Origin of the sequence: Xanthocytophaga agilis (genome assembly GCF_030068605.1) — a bacterium.
Taxonomy (GTDB): Bacteria; Bacteroidota; Bacteroidia; order Cytophagales; family 172606-1; genus Xanthocytophaga; species Xanthocytophaga agilis.
On sequence record NZ_JASJOU010000015.1, the window covers coordinates 172,972 to 193,515 of the forward strand.

Genomic DNA, 20,544 nt, shown 5'->3' on the forward strand with positions numbered 1-20,544 from the left:
CATATTGTAAGATACTTGTGGCGCTTTTTCTGATTTCCTGGGAGTTACCCCTACTAGGGGTTATTATATTTTGGAATTAATTTCCATCACCACACGGCCGTCGATTTGTCCGGCTTTCATGCGTTCAAAGATCTGATTAATGTTTTCCAATTTATCTACTGAATAATGAGGTTTTATCAGTCCTTCAGCCGCAAAGTCAAGACTTTCTAACAAATCCATTCGGGTACCTACAATGGAACCACGAATGGTTTTCCGAGACAATACGATATCAAAAATATTTAAATTAAAGTCTCCCGGAGGTAAACCCACTAATGACATAGTCCCCCGACGACGCAACATAGCTACTCCTTGAGCAAAGGCCATGCGTGAAACCGCTGTAACCAATACCCCTTGTGCCCCTTTTATTTCTTTCATAATTTTCTCTGTTGGATCTTCCACCGCAGCATTCACGACTAGTTCGGCTCCTAACGTTTTGGCTAAGGTTAGTTTATCTTCGGAAATATCTACTGCCGCTACATGCATTCCCATAGCCTTAGCATATTGCACCGCCATATGTCCCAATCCTCCGATACCGGAAATTACTACCCATTCTCCTGGTTTTACTTCCGTTTCCTTTAGTCCTTTGTATACAGTCACACCGGCACAAAGTACAGGAGCAGCCTCTAGAAAAGAAAGCCTATCCGGAATATGTCCTACATATCTTGGATCAGCTACCACATATTCGGCATAGCCTCCGTTCACCGAATAGCCGGTATTTTGTTGAGACTCACACAAAGTTTCCCAACCAGTCATGCAGTGCGGACAATGGCCGCATGTGGTATATAACCAAGGCACCCCTACCCTATCTCCTTCTCTTACTTGGCTTACCCCGGCACCCACAGCTACTACCCGACCTACACCTTCATGACCTGGTATCAAGGGTAAATGTGCTTTTACAGGCCAGTCTCCATCTACTGCATGTAAATCAGTATGACAAACACCGGAAGCTGCTATTTGTACCAATATTTGTCCGGCTTTTACTTCCGGCACAGCTACTTCTTCAATTTGTAATGGTTTCCCGTATTGACGAGCTACGGCGGCTTTCATTAGTTTAGTCATATTATCTAAAAGAAATAAGGTATGATCGTAAGAATTATTTATATCCAGATCTTGCTCTTGTCAAGTATTTATTAAAAAGTCAATAGCCATGGGTTTACATGGAATACAGTTAAAGGAAGGCTATTTAAAATTCATTTTTACAACGACAGTTAAGCAAGGTCTCCAAACAGAAATCAAAAATGGGCGATAGGAGTCCGATAAAGAATTGCATCAATCAACTTTTTTCATGATAGATATCATGGGTAGGCTAGAGAGGAATTGATATTTTTATAAAGGTAAATTACTCCTATACATTTAAATATTAATTGCCGTGAAAGCTCACAATCAATCTCTTCTCACTTCAATTCACCTTGGTGAACCAGCTCCGTACTTTCAAGCAGAAAGTCAGTTAGGTAGGGTGAGGTACTCCCTATTCTTAGGACCAACAAGTAGTAATTCTTAGTTGAAAACGGATTCTATCTTCATTGGATAAAATCGCGAAGCGGGTGTGCTTCGATCAATGCCTTGATGGTATTTGTGATAATTGTATCTTTCAAAGAATCCTTCTAGTCCTTGATACAATTGCCAGCCATCTTCTGGAGGAGTCAGGTAAAGATACTCGTATTTTACCGTTCTCCATAACCGTTCAATGTAAACATTATCAATGGCTCAATCCCAGATCAAGCTTGGTTGAGGTTTTCCTTTCCCATCCATAGAAATTTGAATGCTTTCATTTTTCAGATACTCAACCCATTTTTTGCAAGTAAATTGACTACCCTGGTCATCGGAGCGTCATGCTCCATTTGATAATTTGACATTTTCCATAACAGACAATAGCCATCTGTAAGGTTTCAATAACCCAATCGGCCTGCATACTATTGGAAATATCCCAACCAACCACAAAACGAGAATATACATCCAGAATTGCTACCAGATACATAAACCCCTTACTCATCGGCAGATACGTTATGTCTATTTGCCAAACCTGATTCTTTTCTGTTATGGACAGGTTCTTAAGTAAATACGGATAAATATATTCCGCTTTTCCTATTTTACTTAGATTAGGTTTAGGATAAATAGCCAAAATCCCCATTTCTCGTAAAAGCCTTCTTACTCGTTTATGATTAACTACATATCCTTCGGATCGCAGATAATCCTGCATTTGCAAAACGCCCTCGGTTGGAAAGTTTAAATACCGCTCATCCAATAATCGCATTAACCTGCGACAGAGCCTGCATCTGGGTTCGCTAAATTTTCGCTTGTTTCTGTCGCTGCCTGGTAGTATAGTCCACTTCGATGAAAATCCAGCCAAGAAGCTTCAAGAGTGCACATTGAGCCCGTATGCTAAGTTGATTTTCTGGTTCTATCATAGCTTTACGCTCGATTAGTGAAGCTTTTTCAAGCTTTTTTTTAGAAACTCATTCTCCAGTTCCAATCTTCCAATTCGGGCATATAATGGATCGGGATCAACCTTTTCTTCCGAGTCCTGCTCTGACTCTTTCTCAAAAACAGAGGTGGCTTTTTCCAAAAACGCTTGCTTCCAACCTGCTACGAGCGTGGCATTGGATAATTCTGCTAAAGTGTGTTTGTCTTTAATGGCTTCCAAGGCAACTTTTGCCTTAAAACTGGCGGTGTATTTTTTGCGTTTTCCTTTCATTTGATCACTAGTTTAGTCTTTATTTTTCATCTTAACTAGTGGCCCTAAATCTGGGGAGTAGCACATAACAGCCTCTCCCTGTGCAACCAAAAGAGAAGTTGTTAAACAAAACAACGGATGATGTGTTCTGCATAGAATACGCTGAGTAGAAGCAAGCTTAGGCTGGAAAATCATTACCTATTTTTAAACCCCTTGTTCATTTTACTCAGAAAAGCCAGAAGTGATACTGGAGAATAATGCCAAAAATATACAGCATCAGTGTAAGTAAAACCAGATGAATGGCGTAGTGAATCAAGGAGGTTAGAAAGGTGAAGTATAAAAAACGAGAATAACGGATTTGGTGTACTACCGTTTGATAAGGCAATCATACTAAAGGTAAGTATGAAGTAGAGGTACTGTTTTTTTGCTTAAGAAAAACCCAAAGTTGACTTTTATCAATTAAACGAATTCGTTTTAATATTGCCGGTTTTATAATTTTGCCTTTTACTCAATCATCCTGGCATATAGTATGCAGTTATCATTATCTACCCTTTTCTTCTTGATTTTTACTCAGATAATCTATCAGAAAGACTCTTATCCTACTCAGTCAAAGATACAAGAGCAATTAAATACACTTTCAACTGATACGGCCAGAATATCCTACCTTCATACTATTGCAAAACAATATCCCATGGAGCTCAGCTCTAAAAAGGAGAAGGAAATCATTTCCTTTTTGGCTTTTAAAGCCATGGAATTAAGTAATCATATTCACTCAGTAAAACATACCTTTTTGGCACTTAATCTTATGCAGCGAAGTTTGATTACCTACCAGCAGTATAAAAAGGCACAACAATATGGATTAAAAATACTGGATTTGACCAAAAAAGTGAGAGATCCTGAACTAAAGGCACAGATGTTCAATTCCGTTGCTATTAGTTATTTCTATCAAAATGACTGGAAAAACTATTTTGAATATCAGTTTAAAGCATTGAGATTGTTTGAATCACTGAGAATGACTAGCGATGTTGCAAAAGTATATTCGGCTTTAGGAAAAGCCTCTTATTATACTAATGATCCCAAAGAAGGTGTACATTATAACCATAAAGCATTAGACTATTATCTTTCCAAAGGGGATAATGAAAAGGTGGCAGATGTATATAATGATATGGGCACGTTGTTTATGAGCCAGGAGGGGGGATCTGACTCTGCTATTTATTATTTAAATAAGTCAATTCAATACGCGCGAAAAGGAACAGATCATAATCTACTCACAACTCCTCAGTTTAATCTGGCAGGAATATATGTTGAGCAAAAAAAATACAAACAAGCTCTGGAACTGGTGCAAAGCGCACTCGAAACAGCCCGAAAAGCTGAGAATATGAACTCGTTTACATTGTATTCAGTCGGGTTGAGTTATGTTTATACAGAAATGCATCAGTACAAGGAGGCAGAAGAGGTATTGCAGAATGCGTTAAAAACCAGTCAGGTAGAAGGTACACCCTATTTGAAAATCCAGATATACAAAGCTCTGAATGAATTATATACCCAAAGTGGAGATGCTGAACGTAATGTAGAAATACTTCATAAATACATAGCTCTGCGTGATTCAGTATTTAACGAAGAAAAAGCTGAGGCTATCTCACAGATGAAGGTTGAATATGAAACAGAAAAGAAAGAAGCGCAAATTCATATTCTGGAAGATAGTGTACGTACCCGAAACTGGCTCATGGGTATCTCTGCTCTGGCAGGGTTGCTGGCATTCGGACTTTTCTGGGGGTATTGGCGGGCTTTCCGGTTGCAGAAGCAATTGCGCCTTCAGCAACAGCAATCATTTGAGCAGCAGCAAGAAAATATGAAGCTTGAACAACAGGCACTTCAGGCTCAGAAAGACCTCGCAGAACAGAAAAACCTGACCTTACAGACCGAAATGGAAGCCAAACAACGAGAACTTACTACAGCTACGATGTTTATTCAACAGAAAAATGAACTGCTGGAGTCGCTGCAGCAGCAGATCCGGGAGGTGTCCGTAAATGAAACCAACCATAAACAAATCCATCAGATCAGCCAGACTATTCGCCGAAATATGAATTTTGATGATGACTGGGATAAGATTAAAATTCACTTTGAAGGAGTGCATCCCGATTTTTTTGAAAAGCTGGCAACTACCAGCCTCACCGATCACGAATTGCGCCACTGTGCCTATATCAAAATGAAATTTAATCCCAAAGAGATTGCCAGCCTGCTCAATATTGATGTCAACAGCGTCCGTGTATCACGGTATCGCATTAAAAAGAAGCTGGGCCTTGATGCCGAACAAGATCTTCCTGACTATATAAGTTCTATCTGATCAGAAGATAGTTTTAAGTTGTTAGTCCCGTAATAGTACAATCTATTACGGGACTATTTTTTTTATGGGCGAGGTCATGTCGTGAGTGTTTCATATAGCTTGGTATAAGGCTGTTTTATAAAAAACTATCCTGAAAAATAAAGTTGTGTTTTGTGTGCTTTTCCTGATTATACATCCATATGCTCCTGTGAACCTCTTCTATGTTATAATGAAAATTGTATTTATGTCCCTTACTTTTGTATTTAGCTAAGAAAAAAAACCTTGTATATGTTTTGTAACGCTGTTTTTGATACAACTTTAGCCTTTTCAGGAATACATTCGCAAAGAAATCATTACACGATTTTCTAAACTTTTCAACCAACTTATTTTATTCAATTATGAGAGCACTCGTTATTGTAATCGTTTCTTTGTTTATCTCTGTTCAATCATTTGGTCAATTGGGAGGTGTCTTGAAAAAAGCCAAAGATAAAGCTGCCAGTGAAGCAACATCCATGGATGGAAAAGGCGTTCAACCTGATGCTTGTATCAGCAATGTGGAAGGACGATTGAAGTCCATTAATGATTCTTATTATCCCAAGTTTCAGAAAGATGCCAAAGGATATCTGGGTAGTCCAAGTGCATTATGGTTTGCCCGAAAGGATTTTGAAGCTGCCCGCTATTTTTATACAGGTGGCAAACAAGGATATGGCAGACCCGGTGCAGTAACATGCGATCAGGGCCCTGCTACGATTGATCCTCGTTACAAAGCTTTGAAAGATAAAATGGATGCGGCAGAAGCCAAGGTAAAGGAAATGGAAAAAGCGAAAGGCTATGAGTTTGTAGGAGTGAAAGACAATAATATCCTTTACAAAGATATTAAAACCGGAAAAGAATTGTCTGCTGACGAATCTGGAAATATTTAGTGATAACAATAGGATCTCTTTTCGGATGGGTAGTCTGAGAAGAGATCTTCTTTATTTAATTCTCTGTTCTGGTTTAAGTTCCCCAATCGATATCTTTCCCCAGAAACAATCGGCTTTCCTTAATAAAACAGAGTCATTCCAGACGTTTCAAACTTTTGTCATTTTGTGACTCTATTCAACCATTATGAACTCACTGATTTCTTTTTTATTGATCTCTTTCAATCCCTGCTGGGGCCCTCAGCTGATAAGGTGAACCGACTCAATGTAAACCTTGAAAATGCAGAAAAGAGACTCAAAACAATTGAGGGCACGTACTATGTCCGTTTCCAAAAGGATTCTTCTTTTTTGACTCAAACCGGAGCAGTATGGTTTGCCCGTAAAGACATTGAATCGGCTCGTTATTATGCTACCGGAGGGAGAGAAGGCTATGCCGTTTCTGATCGGGTGCAGGATGATGCCGGATTAAACCGGTTTGATCCAAGAGTGAAGAAGTTGTTACAAGAAATAACAGACGTGGAAAGTAAGGTAAAGGAAATGGAAAAAGCGAAAGGCTATGAGTTTGTAGCCGTTCGTGATAACAACATCATTTACAAAGACACCGAAACCGGAAAAGAATTGTCTGCTAAAGAATCGTCTCAGATCTGATTCTCTTTTTTCCGTAAACCCAATGTGTCATTATAAAGAAAAGTATGAGTGTGCTTGCACCAACACCTTTATCAAAAAACCTGAAACAGAAATACAGAACTGAACTTCAGTACAATTCAGAGAAAGTTTTTCGGGAAGAGTATATACGTACAACCAATCTGGAATACCAGATTATACTCAAGCATGGATATAACGGTGTAAAGATGTTTCTGCAGAAGATACATACGGATGATTATTTGCGAGAAGGAAATGGCGAGTATTTTTCGTGGGGAGAATTGCCTGCGGATTGTCCCTGGTATCAGTTTAATGACTTAGAGCTTTTATCGTTTATTGACCGGAATTTTAGCAGTATTCATACTCGGATTCCTGATTTACTAGCCGCCATGAAGCAGCGGTGTATCTACATTGTTGCTGAAAAACTAAGGGATCAGTGGTATCTGCATTACCTCTTTACCCGTCAGTTATACGATGGTCGGGAGTATTATTTCATCTACACTGGTGGGCCACCAAACCCTGCTCCTACTCCCAGCCAGGAGTTGCAAAAATATGACTGGTACATTCCGGCTGATCTGAGAACCTTATATGCCATACATGATGGATTTGGGGCTGTTTCTGATCGTTTTAGTATACTTAGCAGTAATAAACTGAAAGTGCTGGCTAGCTTAATGGACCCTATCTGTAAAGATCAGAATGATTGGCCGGAAAAATACTCGTTTGAAAATCTAATGGTGTTTTTTCCTTATATGGATGGCAATAGCAGGTGTTTTTACTGGTGTGATAAAACAGTTGATGAAATAGGTACGATTTACTGGGATCATGAAACCTGGGATATTACTTCTCCTATTCCACTTTTTGAATGTATGAATCGGGAGCTGGCTAAAATGGATGAAGAATAGTACAAATAGCAATACCAATACTTCTTAAGTTAAAACATCTATATGGAAATTACTCCTGTCACTGAACAGTTACATCTTCAAATACAACAAGCTGAAGCTGCACAGCAATATCTGTCTCTGACATCCTACATTACAGAACTTCAGAAACAACCTGTTCTTTCTCCAGAAGATGTGGTGAACCTGAATGCGCTACAACAGCAACTGGCATTTTCTCCCCCAGAACAAAGGTATATTTGGTTATATCTTGGAAAATACTTTACTGAAAAAGATAATGCGTATGCTGAAACACTTTTGAAGAAGTCTGCTGCTGCAACTATTCAGACATTTGGAGAAAAAAGTTTTGATACTGGCATTCGTATTATTGATCTGGCTGAGTTTTATGCAAAAGTGAACATGTTGCCAGAAGCGATACAAGCCTACCGGATGGGTATTTTCATTCTGCAGGATACCAATGCCAATGGAGTCAGTGATTACAGTATTCCTGCTCATAGCCTGCAACTGGCTCAGTTGTATCTGCAAACAGAGGATTTTAAGAACTATGAGACAACCTTGAAAGCCATTATTCTATGGTTTAAACAGCTACTGGAAAAAGAACCAGGTACAGCCACTCTTATAAAAGAACGTATGGCAGAAGCTCAACTCAAACTAGCGGATTACTATCTGTCACATACACAGGAAACCGAGCCTGCATTGGAACTTTACCGACACTTGAAAGCCGGGTATCTGGAACGGGAAGGAGACACTATTCTGCAACCCATGTGTGATAATCGGATGGGTATTATCTATGAAAAATCCCGGCAATGGGAGCAAGCTGTTGCCCACTACCAAACCGCCCGTCAGGCATTGATGCGGTTGTTTGGTGAATCACATGGCGATATTGCCTGGGTAGATGAACGCATTGCCACTTGTCGACAAAATCAATAAGTACTCTATGGCACAAACCCGTGATGAACGTATGGCTGCTATTCATGCATTTGCACAAGAATGGCTTGTTACAAATCATCCACAAAATACAGAAGAAGCTTTTGAAAAGCTTCGTACACTGATACACCAGCAGTTCTATGATAATTACAGTTCATGGGATACTGAGTATGACCTGGTTGAAAGAGTGATTTGGAAGGCAATAACCTCTCATTCAAATTCCTAAAAAGAAAAGTTTATAAAAAGATTCTTTACCTGCTATGAAAAAAACAATCCTGTCCGGCCTTATTATGGCCTCTTTACTTCTTTTTACAAATTGTAAGAAAGATGATTCTCCTTCTCCTGTTGACTTATCTAATGGGTTAGTGTTTTATAGTCCACTCTATCAGAATGCAGCAGATTCTAGTCTGAATGAAAATAATGGTACTACATTTAATGGTACACAAATTATTGATCGTTTTGGGGTACAAAACCAGGCTTTTACATTCAATGGAAGTTCCAGTTATATCCGTCTTGCTAATACTAATCTGACCCAAAAGCTAACTTCAGCCAAAGCTTTTACAGTCATGGCAATTGTAAAGCCTGAGTAATCGAATTCTTATAATATTATCTCTCATGATAACAACTGGAATTATTTTGCCTATAATCTGAACATCACAGGAAGTGCAATTTATATCGGGTTACATAATGGTACATCTACAAATGTATGGGAGAAAAAACAAATTGATTTTACCAGAGACAATGGGTACATACAAATTATTTGGATACAAGATGACACAAAAAGCAAGATCTATGTAAATGGTGTCCTTGCTGGTGAACATGAGTTTTCGAATGTGGTATGGGAAGATAAAAAAGTGGATTATAGCTATATCGGAACATTCAAAAGTGCCTATGATCAAAGTTGGGGCGGATATTTTCAGGGCACTATGGATGAAGTTAGAATTTATGACAAGGTTTTAAATAATACAGAGTTAACTGCAATGTTTGCTTTGAAGTAATTTACTCAAGCCTTTGTTTTCTTACCTATACTTTACATTGATCAAACTATGATGACTTTAGAAGATAAAGATAATTTATTTGCCGCTTTTGATATTGTCAAATGGGAAACTGAGCCTTACCAGGAAGGCACCATTTCCTTTTTTAATTCCCAGCATACACCTGTTGCCAAAGGAAAATACAGGAGGATTCTTGCCTTTTCTGCACCTAATGATATTACGCTGGTTCCAGGCATTGCCACTGCTGCCGCTATTTCCGGAATGCCTGACAAGTTAAATGGAGATGAAGCCCGTGCAGTTCATTTCGCTTCTGTTATCGCAGATCGTTTACAATTAGACTTATTGGTAAAAGTAGACAATGATTACCTGGGAGTTACAGAATTTACAGTACTCCAATAGACTTTTGAAAGAGGAGCTTAATAAGAGTAACCAATCGCTGATTTACTATCAATCAAGGTCAATATTATTGAAATATGGATACATTAATCATTCGTTCATCCTCTCCCAATATATGGGAACAAGTACAAACAGCACCTCGTGGAAGTCTTTATCTTCAGTGCGAAGATGCATCACATGATTTACTATCAGCCATTGTAACCTGTTTGACCGATTTTGGTGCATCTGTTCAGAAGCTGGAACTTTCCCTGTATTTTCCTCAGGACCCTGTTTATCACGATATGGTGAATTTTGACTTTGTCACATCTTGTCCAAATCTTGAAGAACTCTCATTGAGATACTGTGAGGTTGGCGTGTCATTATTACAACATCCAAAACTAAAGCTGGAACTGGATAATTGCTGGTGGCGCACTGACGATCTGGTTGGGATTGGGGTGAGTTCTATATCTGTATTAGAAGAAATGACTATTTATGATACCAATTGGTGTAATAGGGATGAAATAAGCATAGCAAAATTAACCATTGGAGCAAAATCTTCTCTCAAGACTTTGAATTACTCACTGGATGAAGACTCCGTTGAGAACTATCCGGATGACATTGAAATAAATGGTTGTCCTTTACTTGAAAACATTCGTATTGATATTGATGCAACCTGGAGAGTAACACTAAAAGGCAATCTTCCAAAGCTTGTAAAGCATAGTTTTGGAAGCGGACGTTTTGGTAATCATGAACTTGATTTTTCACAGATAGGTGATGGAAGTGCCAGTGATCTAATTCGTATTCGTAATGGAGAGGGTCCGCTTAAAGGGATGTTTTATGTATTTCTGGGTGAAAATGGCCGCTTCCAATTGGATAAAGCAAAGCATATCGTACAGGTGTATGGAGGTAGTTGGAAAGACACTATTAATGAACAGGTTACACACGCTGTACTATTAGGAGAAGCCAGTGATGAATGGGATTCGGAAGATCTCGTGAATGAAAATTTGCTGAAGCTGAGAGACTTGCTGGATGAAGGAAACGACATAGAGCTTATTATGGACAATGAGGCTGTCGAGCATTTTGAAGACTGGTATTAATGTACCTGTTTGGACTTAACTACATCACATTAAAATTTGAATGAATATGATGACAATAGAAGATCGTAATGCCATGTTAGAGGTATTGAATATTTACCGCTGGAGTTTGATGCCCATTGAGAAAGGGATCATTTCATTCATTACCAAAGAGAATAAAAAAGTGGCAGAAGGGAACTACGAAATCATCCTTTCACATGGTCCCGAAGAAGAGTTTACAATGGCGTATGGCATTAGTATCTATACATCCATGAATGCGCCTGTTATTAAACCACTCCCTGATTGTCCTCTTGTGCACCCTGGTAGTCTGGCCGATGCTGAAGCATTTGCGTTTAAAGTGGGGGAACAGTTGCAGAAAGATTTTGTGCTGGATGTCATGCATGTGTATGTGGGTGTTTCAAATTTCCAGCTAACAGAGCCTGTTGATGTAGAAGCTTTAAATATCAGTAAAAGTCTCAGTCAGATGCTCAGGGATCTTTCACGCATCAGAAAAGACCAACAGAGTTGATTTGAAAATGCGCAACAGTAAAACTTTATTTGAAGCAAAGAATGAGTTATAAATTCAGAAAACATCTGTGTATAAGCGGGGGTGCTATGGAAGCGCAGGAATGGATAAAGGCTTCTGTTCTGGAATCAAAAGACAAAGCTGTGCTGAGCCGCTTTGTGAAGCGCTTTCCCGACCTGTCTTTTTATAAAGAAACCGAAGAGAGCTTAAATAATCTGGAAGCATCTCAAAAAATAAAGTTTCCCCAATGGTTGCGTAACCTGCTTACTACGGTTGGTTTTATTGCTCAGGATCAGCTTGAGTTCCGGGTTTCTGGTTTTGATGAGGACTATCGGTTTGGAAAGGATCGTTTGACTGGGTTTTGGTTTCTTCCCTGGTTTGTGTATGGAGAGGAACAGGAAAGAAACTGGCTGGAACTGCTTTCCTTTTACCCGATCGCCCATGAAACAGACCGCCATACATCCCGGCTTATCGTCTCACTCAGGGAAGAAGATCAGGCCGTGTATGATTATTATTACATGGATATGATGGATGCAGAACTGGATGCAGAACCGATAGAGGATTGTATACAACTGGCATTTACTTCCTATATCTCCCTATTTGATCATGTTACAGAAGTGAAGCTGGAGGATGGGACTATTATCATTGCCAGAGAGATATAAAAGCAGACTGTTTTGATTCCTGCAGCCTCTCTTTTCTGTAGATTTCGAATAAGGAGGGAACACGAATAAAGTTATGGTATCCCCTATAATTGATACCAGTTATATCAAGGACGTTATTTAACATTTATACATGTATTTTAAGAAACTGGCAGAACTAAACATAGGGCTCAAACGCTTATCGGATGCTATCCGGATAGACAATAAACTGTATCTGAGAGATGATGAGCAGGTAACCTGTATCATGGCGGAACCAGACTTTACCCATGTATGGACAAAAAAGCTGGATTTAGGGCGTCCAAGTGGTAACCATAATTTCTTTCAGTGCCTCAGAGGTTCGTCACAGGCAATTGTAACCACCAAGGAAAAGGAAGATGTGAGCTTATTGGCACTGGACCCTACAGATGGGCGGTTGTTATGGGAAGTGTCCATCTCTCCCAAAAAACTGGCCGACAAGGGAGCTCCGGTGGTATGGGAAAACAGGGTATGCATTGCTATTCAACAAAGCAAATATGTTCGGTTTGTTGTCTATCATATCCTCACTGGTGAACGGGTTGCAGAGTTGAACCTACCTGAATCGTCTGTTTCTGCTTTTGGAATATGGGCATTGCAATGTGGTTCCTGGGTTTATGGAAAAGAATGGGGGTATGAAAAAAGTACCTGCCTGTTACGATTCAATCTTGCTGATGAAAGTCCGGTGCTGGAGCAGGTATTCACGCTGCCTTTGTCTGATCTTCAAACAAATGGAACAGATCTCTACGCCTTCGCTGCTGATCCTTTCCGGATTGTATGGTATGATGGGCAGACAGCTTTATTCAAGGGAGAATGCATACCGGATAACTTTACATATGATACTATAGTACCGTATTCCCCTCATTCTCAGTTTGTATTGGTGTATTCTGAAGAAAAGCGGGCCATATGTTGTCTAAACCTACAGGAAGGCACCCTACACTGGCGCAAAGATTTTGAAGAAGACTGGGATGCAATATACTCAGGTAAGGGTACACTCAACGGATGGTATCTCACTATCCAATACAAAGGAACAGAGTTTAAACGAGCCTGCTTTTTTTGTCATTTGAATAGTGGAGAACTGGAAGAAGTACCTGAGGTCATACACTCTAGAAGCAGACTTGAACCTTTGGTTTTGACAAATGATTACTACCGCGATTACGATTTTTATGTGCCAGTGGCAGAAAAGCCCACAACTGACGACCCTATCCGTTTGCTGAAATGGGAAGATTTTGGTAAAGAGGCTGAAGAGATTGTTCTCCAAAAGACACCCTTGCAAATACAGATTGAAAACATTCAGCAGATGCTGGCAACAGTCCATAGTGAGGCTGACTATGAGGCTATCTTTGTGGCTGTTGAAACATTGTTTGGGGTACCACTTAATCCTGAAGTCAAAGAATTTATCCGGGTTAATGAGTCTGTGGATGGGTACTATCGTATAGATTCTTTCTCCAGATCGTTGGGGTCTGCTCGGACTTGTGGCGAACTTTTCGGGGAAGATATTCCATTTGCTGACAGCATGTTTCCAGCAATATTAATTGGAGGCACTCCATATGGAGATTACTTCTGGTTGGATCTGGAATGGGGTAGTGTCATTTCACTGAATCATGATGACACTTTTACTGAAGTAGCGCTCGATATTATAGAAGATAACAAGCCTACCACAGCGTCTGGCTTTACCTTAGACTTTTCCATGAAAGGAAACGGGTTCTGGCTTTCTGAGTTGCTGGCGTTTACTACGGCTGCCCGACATATGAAACCTTACCCATCTGCCGGATCTGATAAAGAAAAAGAACCATTTGAATTGGTAAAATGGGTCTGGAAAGCAAAGCGTTGGCCAATAAATACCTTACCCAACCATCGTTTTGCCCAAGCAGAGATGTTTCTTTGGGCTGTAACCCAGGATGCATTAGATAGCAACGATTGTAAAGAGAGAGTACTCGAGCTATACAATGCTGACTGTGAGGCCTTACTCACATGGCTAAATCAAGAGAATGAAAGCCTTGATCCTACACAGGCAATTACCACAGCACCTTTAAATTTAACAGACAAGTTTGTGGTTTGTGATCCTCAACGAACGGAGGACTTGTATTATCCCTGGAATAACACCAGTATGCCTATCACTCCTGGTCAGTATGCTGCCACTATTTACAAGCAGAATGGCCTGGCTCATTCCATTGCCATCTGGTTTGAAAAAGGGAAAATTGCTTCATTGAAGGAGTATCGTAATTTCTCCTCCATTGGCTTTAATGGATTCAACTTTTTTACAAAATATGTGGGCATCTTCGACAAAACGCTGGTTACTAACAGATTGCTGACCACATTGCCTGCAGAGAAATGGTCTTTGTTAGAAGAAGATACTACTGATTGGATACGTTATGATGTGCCACAGGAAAACACAGATGAAGTACCTAAAAATATGCTTGTTTTTAAAGTAAGTCCGGAAACAGGCTTCTGTGATTCCTACTGGGGTTATGGAGAAGATAGGAATCTGCTTTGTTATGTGCTCAACTTCAGAAAGGTACAACCAGAGCCGCAAAAGTAAATAGATAGGAATGAGTAGATTTTACTTTAAATACATGTATAATCTCTATGAAAACCTGTTTTGTTGCCCTTATATTCCTGAATAGTCATTTTCAGGAAAGCTTTATCCGGGATGCAATTCGGAAAACAGAAGCGACTTTTCCAATGGCACATCCCTTTAAGCGGGAAGTGTATACCAAAGTGGCTCTGTCCGCAACTATTTCGGTGGTGTTTTATGAGGTAGAGAAAACCCATGGACAGCAATCCAGCTGTGATGGGGCTATTGAATTTTTCAGAGAAGACAACTTTCTTTCCATTTTACAAAAAAGTGCCAGTGAGAAAAGTGCTTCGTTTGCCTTTTATGCCTGTATGTATGATCCAGAGGATAACTTTCTCATCACGAGTAAATATACGGAACAAGGTTTTGATGAAAGGCAGAACATCCGAGGTGATGTGACACGGATCTTTACACAAGCAGATGGCTCAGTCACGATGGAGGACCATGATGCACAAGATCCGGTAGCTATGCGGTTTCAGTTGGTCGAAAACTACCTGAATGACGAGATAGGTGTGACTCTCAAGGAACTGACTGTTGCCTGGCAAAAACGGCAAACAGCAGGAACGGTGCTTTGGGAGTGGAAATAGATGGATGCTCCAAACGTAAAAGACAAGATGGCTTTTCTGGTTTTGGTAGAGTCAATGTTTATCGACTGACCGGTACTCGGGTCATACAGCTTGGTGACTGGAAGTATGGTTAGTTTGTAAAGTGACCATACTTCCGGTCCAAGTAAAAAGTGAACAGAGTTCGGATATTTCAGGAAACTGACCATACTTCCAGTCAAACCACAAAGCGACCGGAAGTATGGTCAAAACCAAAAGCGAACAGAGTTCTGGTCAATTTCAAAAGTGATTCGATTTCTGTTCACTTTCCTTGTCGAATGTTTTCCTGATCATTCGACCCTTAATGACCATTTTGACCATAACTCGGATATTTCTTCTGTATGACCAGAATTCCGGTCATAGAACAGGACAAGATCAACTGTAACAAGGTCACTTTTATAACAATTGTTGAATAAAAACAGGACATCGATTAGCAAAAGAGGATCGTAGATAAAGATCCGAGAGAAGTTAAAATGTCAGTTGCCTGATAAACAAATGCTTCAATTTTAAGCTCAACATTCCAATATCAGAAAGTAAATTACGGGTTACTTCTATTGCTGAAGGACTCAAAAATTGCTGGTTACAGGAAAAGACAATCATCTCAAAAGTATTGGAAGCAGAGTGCAGAAACTCAAACAAGATCGGCCAGGATTTGAAACAGATTATCTATTTGACGTAACGGAAAACTAAGTGAGTTTTTGAGTCTGCTGGATACCACAACTTCTATCACAAAACGCTGAAAATAGGATGACAGCCCCCAAATACCTGATAACCGGATTACTCCTCCTTTGCCATACAATACTTTCGTGTGCCCAAAGCGAAACATTCACTTCGCTGAAACGAGTATTCAGTGATAATAGCGAATGGGCACTTGCCACTTCCAATGGAGATATTTCCATCAAGAGAGTTTTTTCTGATAATTCCCAGTGGCGGGTTAAGTGGTACAATGAAGAGTACCTGATTGAACGTATTTTTCAGGATGGTTCCGAATGGCGCATGCGTACACCAGAAGGAGTGTATCTGTTAAAGAAAGTTGTTTCGGATGGTTCGTCCTGGTCACTGTCTGGAGATTACGACAATTACACCATCCAGCGAACGTTTCAAGATGGATCTGACTGGACAGGGAGCGGTTCCAAAGGGAACTTATCTGTGCATCGTACGTTTTCAGACGGTTCTCAGTGGGATCTGAGTGATTCACTGAAGGATACTCCGGCCTTTGCCAAAATCTTTATCTCTTTTGTAGCTATTGTTTCACAATCAACCAGAAAGTAAATACAGGTATCTAAAAATTATAAATTCATAAATCTTAGAATACGATGGGTCTGTTAAAATCTACTGACAGTTATGAAATCATGCTTCTCAAGAATGCCACCAGAAAAGATGTTATGAATACTTTTCATTTTAATAGGTGGCCGATCTGGACTGAAATACAACGCACTGAGAAACAACCCTACCAGCTTGTATGGTCTGCTGATAATAAGGGCAAGACATTGATATCCCATATCCAGGACTTTATTGTAAACTTGGATTATCTGTTGGTACGTGGTGAAAATGTGTTGGAAATTGCCCCAAAAGTTCGCTCACTTTTTCAGCAACATATTTTCACAAAAGAAGAGATTCTACATTTGTGGGCACAGGCACAAACGCAGAATGAGAAAATCAAATCCATCTATCAGATTGGCGTAAGTGCCTCCTCCACATTTGACCTGGATGTCTATGCAATATTTGGGACACTAGTCAATGAGAGTGACAACGAAGTACGACTGGCCGCTGTCTGGAGTATGAGTTACATTGCCTGGCCTCAAATACAAGAGTTGGTTCACAAATATGCTGTGTCTGATTCTGATAGTGAAGTCAGAGATGTAGCTCAGGCATTGCTGCGAACTTATGAGACAGGTATAGGCTTGGGATTCTCATTATAGATGTTGACAGGGCTTATACAACCCTTAGAAAGTAATATGATCGATTTTGAACCATTCGTTCAGGTATTTGGCACTCCTTTATCTGGCACAGGTGTAGATCTGGCTTCTTTAAAGTTGAGTCAGTCTATCGAACTTCAGGAATTTGTTACAACAATAGGAAGTGGTTGTTTTTCAAATGGACTGCTCTCAATTGCTTCGCAGCGAGAACAGGTTTCTGATTTAGGAGGCTGGGAACATTGGTTACCTGCGTCCACCTATTTATTTGGAAGCACTTGTTTTGGTTTCCTATTCTGCACAAGTGGCAATGATCTGTGGCTTATTGATACACACTATGGAGAAATTATAGAATCAGACTTTTCAATAACTGATTTTATCAATGATTTAGCTCAGACAGATGCACAGGAAGACATAGTAAAGATCTCTTTATTTCGATCCTGGTATACGTTATCCGGAAGATCGGCTTCAGATGTCGTGCTTTCTCCAACTCCCGCCATACCTCTTGGAGGAAGTTGGGATATTTCTACTTTATCACCTATGCCTATGTCTTTGTATCTGCCTTTTACAGGACAGATGTTCTCCTCAGAAAGCGGGATGCCTGCAACTGTTCATAGATTACAGCAATAATGGCTGATTTGTATCCGCTTCATTGGTTTTAAGCATGGATATGTATGCGCAAGAGTCAGTGAGGAAAGATTCAATTTATACCTAACATGAGTCCTCCCAAATTTTGAGTAAAAATGCCATTGAGAAAGAAAGAACAAAGGTTACAAAGAGAGCAAAGACAACTTCAACCGCGTGTGGTGGTGTAGGTGTGTAGGGATAAAAATTCCGCGGGCCTAGCGATGGCCTGAGCGGCGAAGCTTTGGAATTTTTTGCCCTTTTTTGCTCACGCACAAATCTGGCTCACCAAACTCTCGTTTGGTGCCCTGTTTTTTGGGCAAGCAAAAAATAAAGGAGCTACAAGAAGAGTAATGGAAGTGACAATAAACAAATGACGATAGATTAATTCTCAAAAATTAACCCAAGCCCACACTTTTAAAAAGAACAGACTTGGGTTTTACTCTCATCCAATATTTGGAATGACTCATGTTTTTATTTCTGGGGGTATAGCTAACCCTTACATTTGCCCAAAATACGCATGCTACTTTTGTCTTGATTATCAGTCCCATCGTTTTATTTCCATAAAAAAGTAATCCCTTGTATATACTTTGTATACGGTGCTTTTTCGGTGTTTTCTTTTGCCAATCCTACTTTTGATGCCAGTCTGTTACCTTATCTGATGCACCTGTACAACTCCATTCCGATGTGATGCTGGTACTTCATAAAGTCAGAATATAAGGTAACAATCATTACACTTTTAAAACTTTAAAAACGGTTATGAAAAACATTTTTTTATTAAGCTTCACTTTTATCGTATTCCTGTTTACAGCTTGTAGTAAAGATGACAGTCCGACACCTGCTGCGCCAGGAGTATATGTGGTGGGCTATGAGAATCTCGATGATCAATATCACAGACAGGCTAAATTTTGGAAAGATGGTGTGGTTTCTAACCTTGCTTCCCCTGCAGACTATGCTACAGCTAACGATGTCTTTGTCAATGGTCAGGATGTTTATGTGGCAGGTTATACAGTGAGTGCGTCCCCCGTGCAGCCTGCTATTTGGAAAAATGGAAAATCAACTAAACTAAGTGTAACCAATGCAGGCATAGGAGGATCGGCAGCTCATATTTTTGTTGCAAATAATGATGTTTACGCTATCGGATTTATTTTTGATGCTAACTATGGTCAACATGCTACGCTCTGGAAAAATGGAGAGGTAAGTCTGATGCTGGAGCAAACAAACATATATTTTGAAGGTTTGGTGGTCTCGGGTTCAGATGTATATATAGGTGGAACAGAGTATGTGAACTCGCAAGGTGTTGCCACAATCTGGAAAAATGGTGTTGCTTCACGTATTGGTCCTGTTGATGGAACTACCTACACTGGTATCCATGATATTACCATTGCAGGAGCAGATCTGTATGCAGTAGGTGTGAGGACTCAGGGTGGAAGTGGTTCGGAGGCTGTGGTTTGGAAAAATGGAGTTGTAACAGGTGTATTGGCTACAGGTGCACAGCAACTGGATCTTAATGAAATTTATGTTTCAGGAACGGATGTATATGTGGCAGGATTCGTGGACGATGGAAAGCATGGTAGCGGTGTAGTTTGGAAAAACGGAGTTGCCACTGAACTTACTGATAATGCCACTCATTCTTCTGCAAATTCGATATTTGTCGTGGGAGACGACGTTTATGTAGGCGGATTTATCAGCCTGTATTATTCGGAGAATGGATCTGCTCGGACCTATAGAAGTGCCAAAGTATGGAAGAATGGGGTATTGACTAATCTTACCAACAGTACATATGATTCTGAAGCACTAGGCATCTTCGTTGTAAAGTAAGATAAACAAGTCTGAGAAAAAATCAATTCAAAAAACACAATCGAAAAACAGTAGTACGGTATGATTGTCCTTACTGAAGGAATAACCGATGCACACATGTATGGCATCTGTGTAAAATAACGTAAAATATTTACAAATGGAGGCGCCACCAGTTGGCGCCTTCTTGCCATGTAGACAAAGATGAAAGCGATACTAAATCCGTAATAAAGGTTTCTTGCAAGTGTGTTCACCATACAAGCCTATTGAATAATTATATAAAAAGCATCATGGAACACAAAGCATACCTTTTTGACTGGAATTCATTTGATCAACAGCTTGCTACTACTTTATTTTAGGCACTTAAAACAGGGGAAACAGATTTGCTGAGAGGATTTATCAATGACAATCTTGCCTCAATAGCTCTTCTCTGGGATGGTGAGCCTGCTGCACTGACTGGGAGGATTTGCTTGAGATAAAAGATCCAAACCACTATGGTGAGTTTGCCTTAACCAAGCATTATGAGCCAGATAATTATCAAGGATTGGATATAAATGGCTGGATATTCCCAATTTGTTTACAACAGCCTCCGGTTTTTTCTGGGAGAGCAGATCGGTCCTTCCGGAAATTATTTCGACCCTGGAAAATATGGTTCTTACTTTATATTACCACTAACGCTGAAGTTAAAACAGGAAGCCATACTTCGGGTGAAAGGCGATCCTTTACTTGCGGCCTTTCAGGAGCGTATACAAAACTATTTGCAGCTATTGACTGAAGCACAGAAATCTGGCTCGGGTATGTATATTACATTCTGAATAGGAGGGAAAGCTTTATTGCTATACAGGCAGGATCAAAACCAGTTTTAAAACCATTCGATAGATAAAATGAAGCAGTCTTCAAGACGTCTAATTCTACCTATGCTTGAGCCTTTCTTCTGAGTGGCTTTTTTATTTCTGCATAAAT

Annotated in this window: 23 protein-coding genes; 19 read left to right on the top strand and 4 right to left on the bottom strand. The window is 39.9% G+C overall.

The genetic code is table 11. From position 1 onward, the window contains the following. Nucleotides 1-63: 63 nt before the first annotated feature. From adhP to QNI22_RS31695, 4 genes are all read right to left on the bottom strand, one after another. Nucleotides 64-1,086, bottom strand: a complete 1,023-nt coding sequence (gene adhP / locus QNI22_RS31685; RefSeq protein ID WP_314517197.1) for an alcohol dehydrogenase AdhP — start codon at nucleotides 1,084-1,086, stop codon at nucleotides 64-66. A 450-nt stretch (nucleotides 1,087-1,536) separates the two neighbouring features. Then, nucleotides 1,537-1,743 carry an integrase core domain-containing protein gene (locus tag QNI22_RS40385; RefSeq protein WP_419836256.1) on the bottom strand — a complete coding sequence of 69 codons (207 nt, stop codon included), beginning with the start codon at nucleotides 1,741-1,743 and terminating at the stop codon, nucleotides 1,537-1,539. 115 nt (nucleotides 1,744-1,858) lie between these two features. After that, on the bottom strand, nucleotides 1,859-2,293 hold the full coding sequence (locus QNI22_RS31690) for a DDE-type integrase/transposase/recombinase (RefSeq protein ID WP_314517199.1): 435 nt from the start codon (nucleotides 2,291-2,293) through the stop codon (nucleotides 1,859-1,861). A gap of 168 nt (nucleotides 2,294-2,461) precedes the next feature. Further along, a complete protein-coding gene (locus QNI22_RS31695; protein ID WP_314517201.1) occupies nucleotides 2,462-2,734 on the bottom strand; it encodes a hypothetical protein in 273 nt (90 codons plus the stop codon). 508 nt (nucleotides 2,735-3,242) lie between these two features. Between QNI22_RS31695 and QNI22_RS31700 the strand changes: the two genes are divergently transcribed. The 19 genes from QNI22_RS31700 to QNI22_RS31785 all read left to right on the top strand — a co-directional run bounded on the left by QNI22_RS31700 (nucleotide 3,243) and on the right by QNI22_RS31785 (nucleotide 20,396). Continuing rightward, entirely contained in the window at nucleotides 3,243-5,060 is a 1,818-nt protein-coding gene (locus QNI22_RS31700) for a tetratricopeptide repeat protein (protein WP_314517204.1), read from the top strand. A gap of 377 nt (nucleotides 5,061-5,437) precedes the next feature. Continuing rightward, a complete protein-coding gene (locus tag QNI22_RS31705; RefSeq protein ID WP_314517206.1) occupies nucleotides 5,438-5,962 on the top strand; it encodes a hypothetical protein in 525 nt (174 codons plus the stop codon). Nucleotides 5,963-6,127: 165 nt separating this feature from the next. After that, entirely contained in the window at nucleotides 6,128-6,607 is a 480-nt protein-coding gene (locus QNI22_RS31710) for a hypothetical protein (RefSeq protein ID WP_314517207.1), read from the top strand. Nucleotides 6,608-6,651: 44 nt separating this feature from the next. After that, entirely contained in the window at nucleotides 6,652-7,503 is an 852-nt protein-coding gene (locus QNI22_RS31715; protein ID WP_314517208.1) for a hypothetical protein, read from the top strand. 42 nt (nucleotides 7,504-7,545) lie between these two features. Continuing rightward, nucleotides 7,546-8,427, top strand: a complete 882-nt coding sequence (locus QNI22_RS31720; RefSeq protein ID WP_314517209.1) for a tetratricopeptide repeat protein — start codon at nucleotides 7,546-7,548, stop codon at nucleotides 8,425-8,427. A 7-nt stretch (nucleotides 8,428-8,434) separates the two neighbouring features. After that, on the top strand, nucleotides 8,435-8,650 hold the full coding sequence (locus tag QNI22_RS31725) for a hypothetical protein (protein WP_314517211.1): 216 nt from the start codon (nucleotides 8,435-8,437) through the stop codon (nucleotides 8,648-8,650). Nucleotides 8,651-8,684: 34 nt separating this feature from the next. Next, complete coding sequence (locus tag QNI22_RS31730) at nucleotides 8,685-9,014, top strand: hypothetical protein (RefSeq protein ID WP_314517212.1); 330 nt, start codon at nucleotides 8,685-8,687, stop codon at nucleotides 9,012-9,014. 18 nt (nucleotides 9,015-9,032) lie between these two features. Next, a complete protein-coding gene (locus QNI22_RS40390) occupies nucleotides 9,033-9,422 on the top strand; it encodes a LamG-like jellyroll fold domain-containing protein (protein WP_419836257.1) in 390 nt (129 codons plus the stop codon). Between the two features lie 48 nt (nucleotides 9,423-9,470). Next, nucleotides 9,471-9,818 (top strand): hypothetical protein, encoded by a 348-nt coding sequence (locus QNI22_RS31735; RefSeq protein WP_314517214.1) that lies wholly within the window; start codon nucleotides 9,471-9,473, stop codon nucleotides 9,816-9,818. Nucleotides 9,819-9,892: 74 nt separating this feature from the next. Then, nucleotides 9,893-10,891 carry a hypothetical protein gene (locus QNI22_RS31740; RefSeq protein ID WP_314517215.1) on the top strand — a complete coding sequence of 333 codons (999 nt, stop codon included), beginning with the start codon at nucleotides 9,893-9,895 and terminating at the stop codon, nucleotides 10,889-10,891. Nucleotides 10,892-10,937: 46 nt separating this feature from the next. After that, nucleotides 10,938-11,396, top strand: coding sequence for a hypothetical protein (locus QNI22_RS31745; RefSeq protein ID WP_314517216.1), 459 nt, complete (start codon nucleotides 10,938-10,940; stop codon nucleotides 11,394-11,396). Nucleotides 11,397-11,437: 41 nt separating this feature from the next. Beyond that, nucleotides 11,438-12,055, top strand: coding sequence for a hypothetical protein (locus QNI22_RS31750; RefSeq protein ID WP_314517218.1), 618 nt, complete (start codon nucleotides 11,438-11,440; stop codon nucleotides 12,053-12,055). Between the two features lie 130 nt (nucleotides 12,056-12,185). After that, nucleotides 12,186-14,606 (top strand): outer membrane protein assembly factor BamB family protein, encoded by a 2,421-nt coding sequence (locus QNI22_RS31755; RefSeq protein WP_314517219.1) that lies wholly within the window; start codon nucleotides 12,186-12,188, stop codon nucleotides 14,604-14,606. Nucleotides 14,607-14,653: 47 nt separating this feature from the next. Then, nucleotides 14,654-15,229 (top strand): hypothetical protein, encoded by a 576-nt coding sequence (locus tag QNI22_RS31760; protein ID WP_314517220.1) that lies wholly within the window; start codon nucleotides 14,654-14,656, stop codon nucleotides 15,227-15,229. Nucleotides 15,230-15,991: 762 nt separating this feature from the next. After that, entirely contained in the window at nucleotides 15,992-16,516 is a 525-nt protein-coding gene (locus tag QNI22_RS31765; RefSeq protein ID WP_314517221.1) for a hypothetical protein, read from the top strand. 44 nt (nucleotides 16,517-16,560) lie between these two features. After that, nucleotides 16,561-17,166, top strand: coding sequence for a HEAT repeat domain-containing protein (locus tag QNI22_RS31770; protein ID WP_314517223.1), 606 nt, complete (start codon nucleotides 16,561-16,563; stop codon nucleotides 17,164-17,166). 36 nt (nucleotides 17,167-17,202) lie between these two features. Further along, nucleotides 17,203-17,790, top strand: coding sequence for a hypothetical protein (locus QNI22_RS31775; protein WP_314517226.1), 588 nt, complete (start codon nucleotides 17,203-17,205; stop codon nucleotides 17,788-17,790). Between the two features lie 753 nt (nucleotides 17,791-18,543). Next, the gene (locus QNI22_RS31780) at nucleotides 18,544-19,605 is read left to right on the top strand and encodes a hypothetical protein (protein ID WP_314517228.1); all 1,062 of its coding nucleotides are present in this window, start codon (nucleotides 18,544-18,546) and stop codon (nucleotides 19,603-19,605) included. 530 nt (nucleotides 19,606-20,135) lie between these two features. Next, nucleotides 20,136-20,396 (top strand): hypothetical protein, encoded by a 261-nt coding sequence (locus QNI22_RS31785; protein ID WP_314517231.1) that lies wholly within the window; start codon nucleotides 20,136-20,138, stop codon nucleotides 20,394-20,396. Nucleotides 20,397-20,544: the final 148 nt, after the last annotated feature.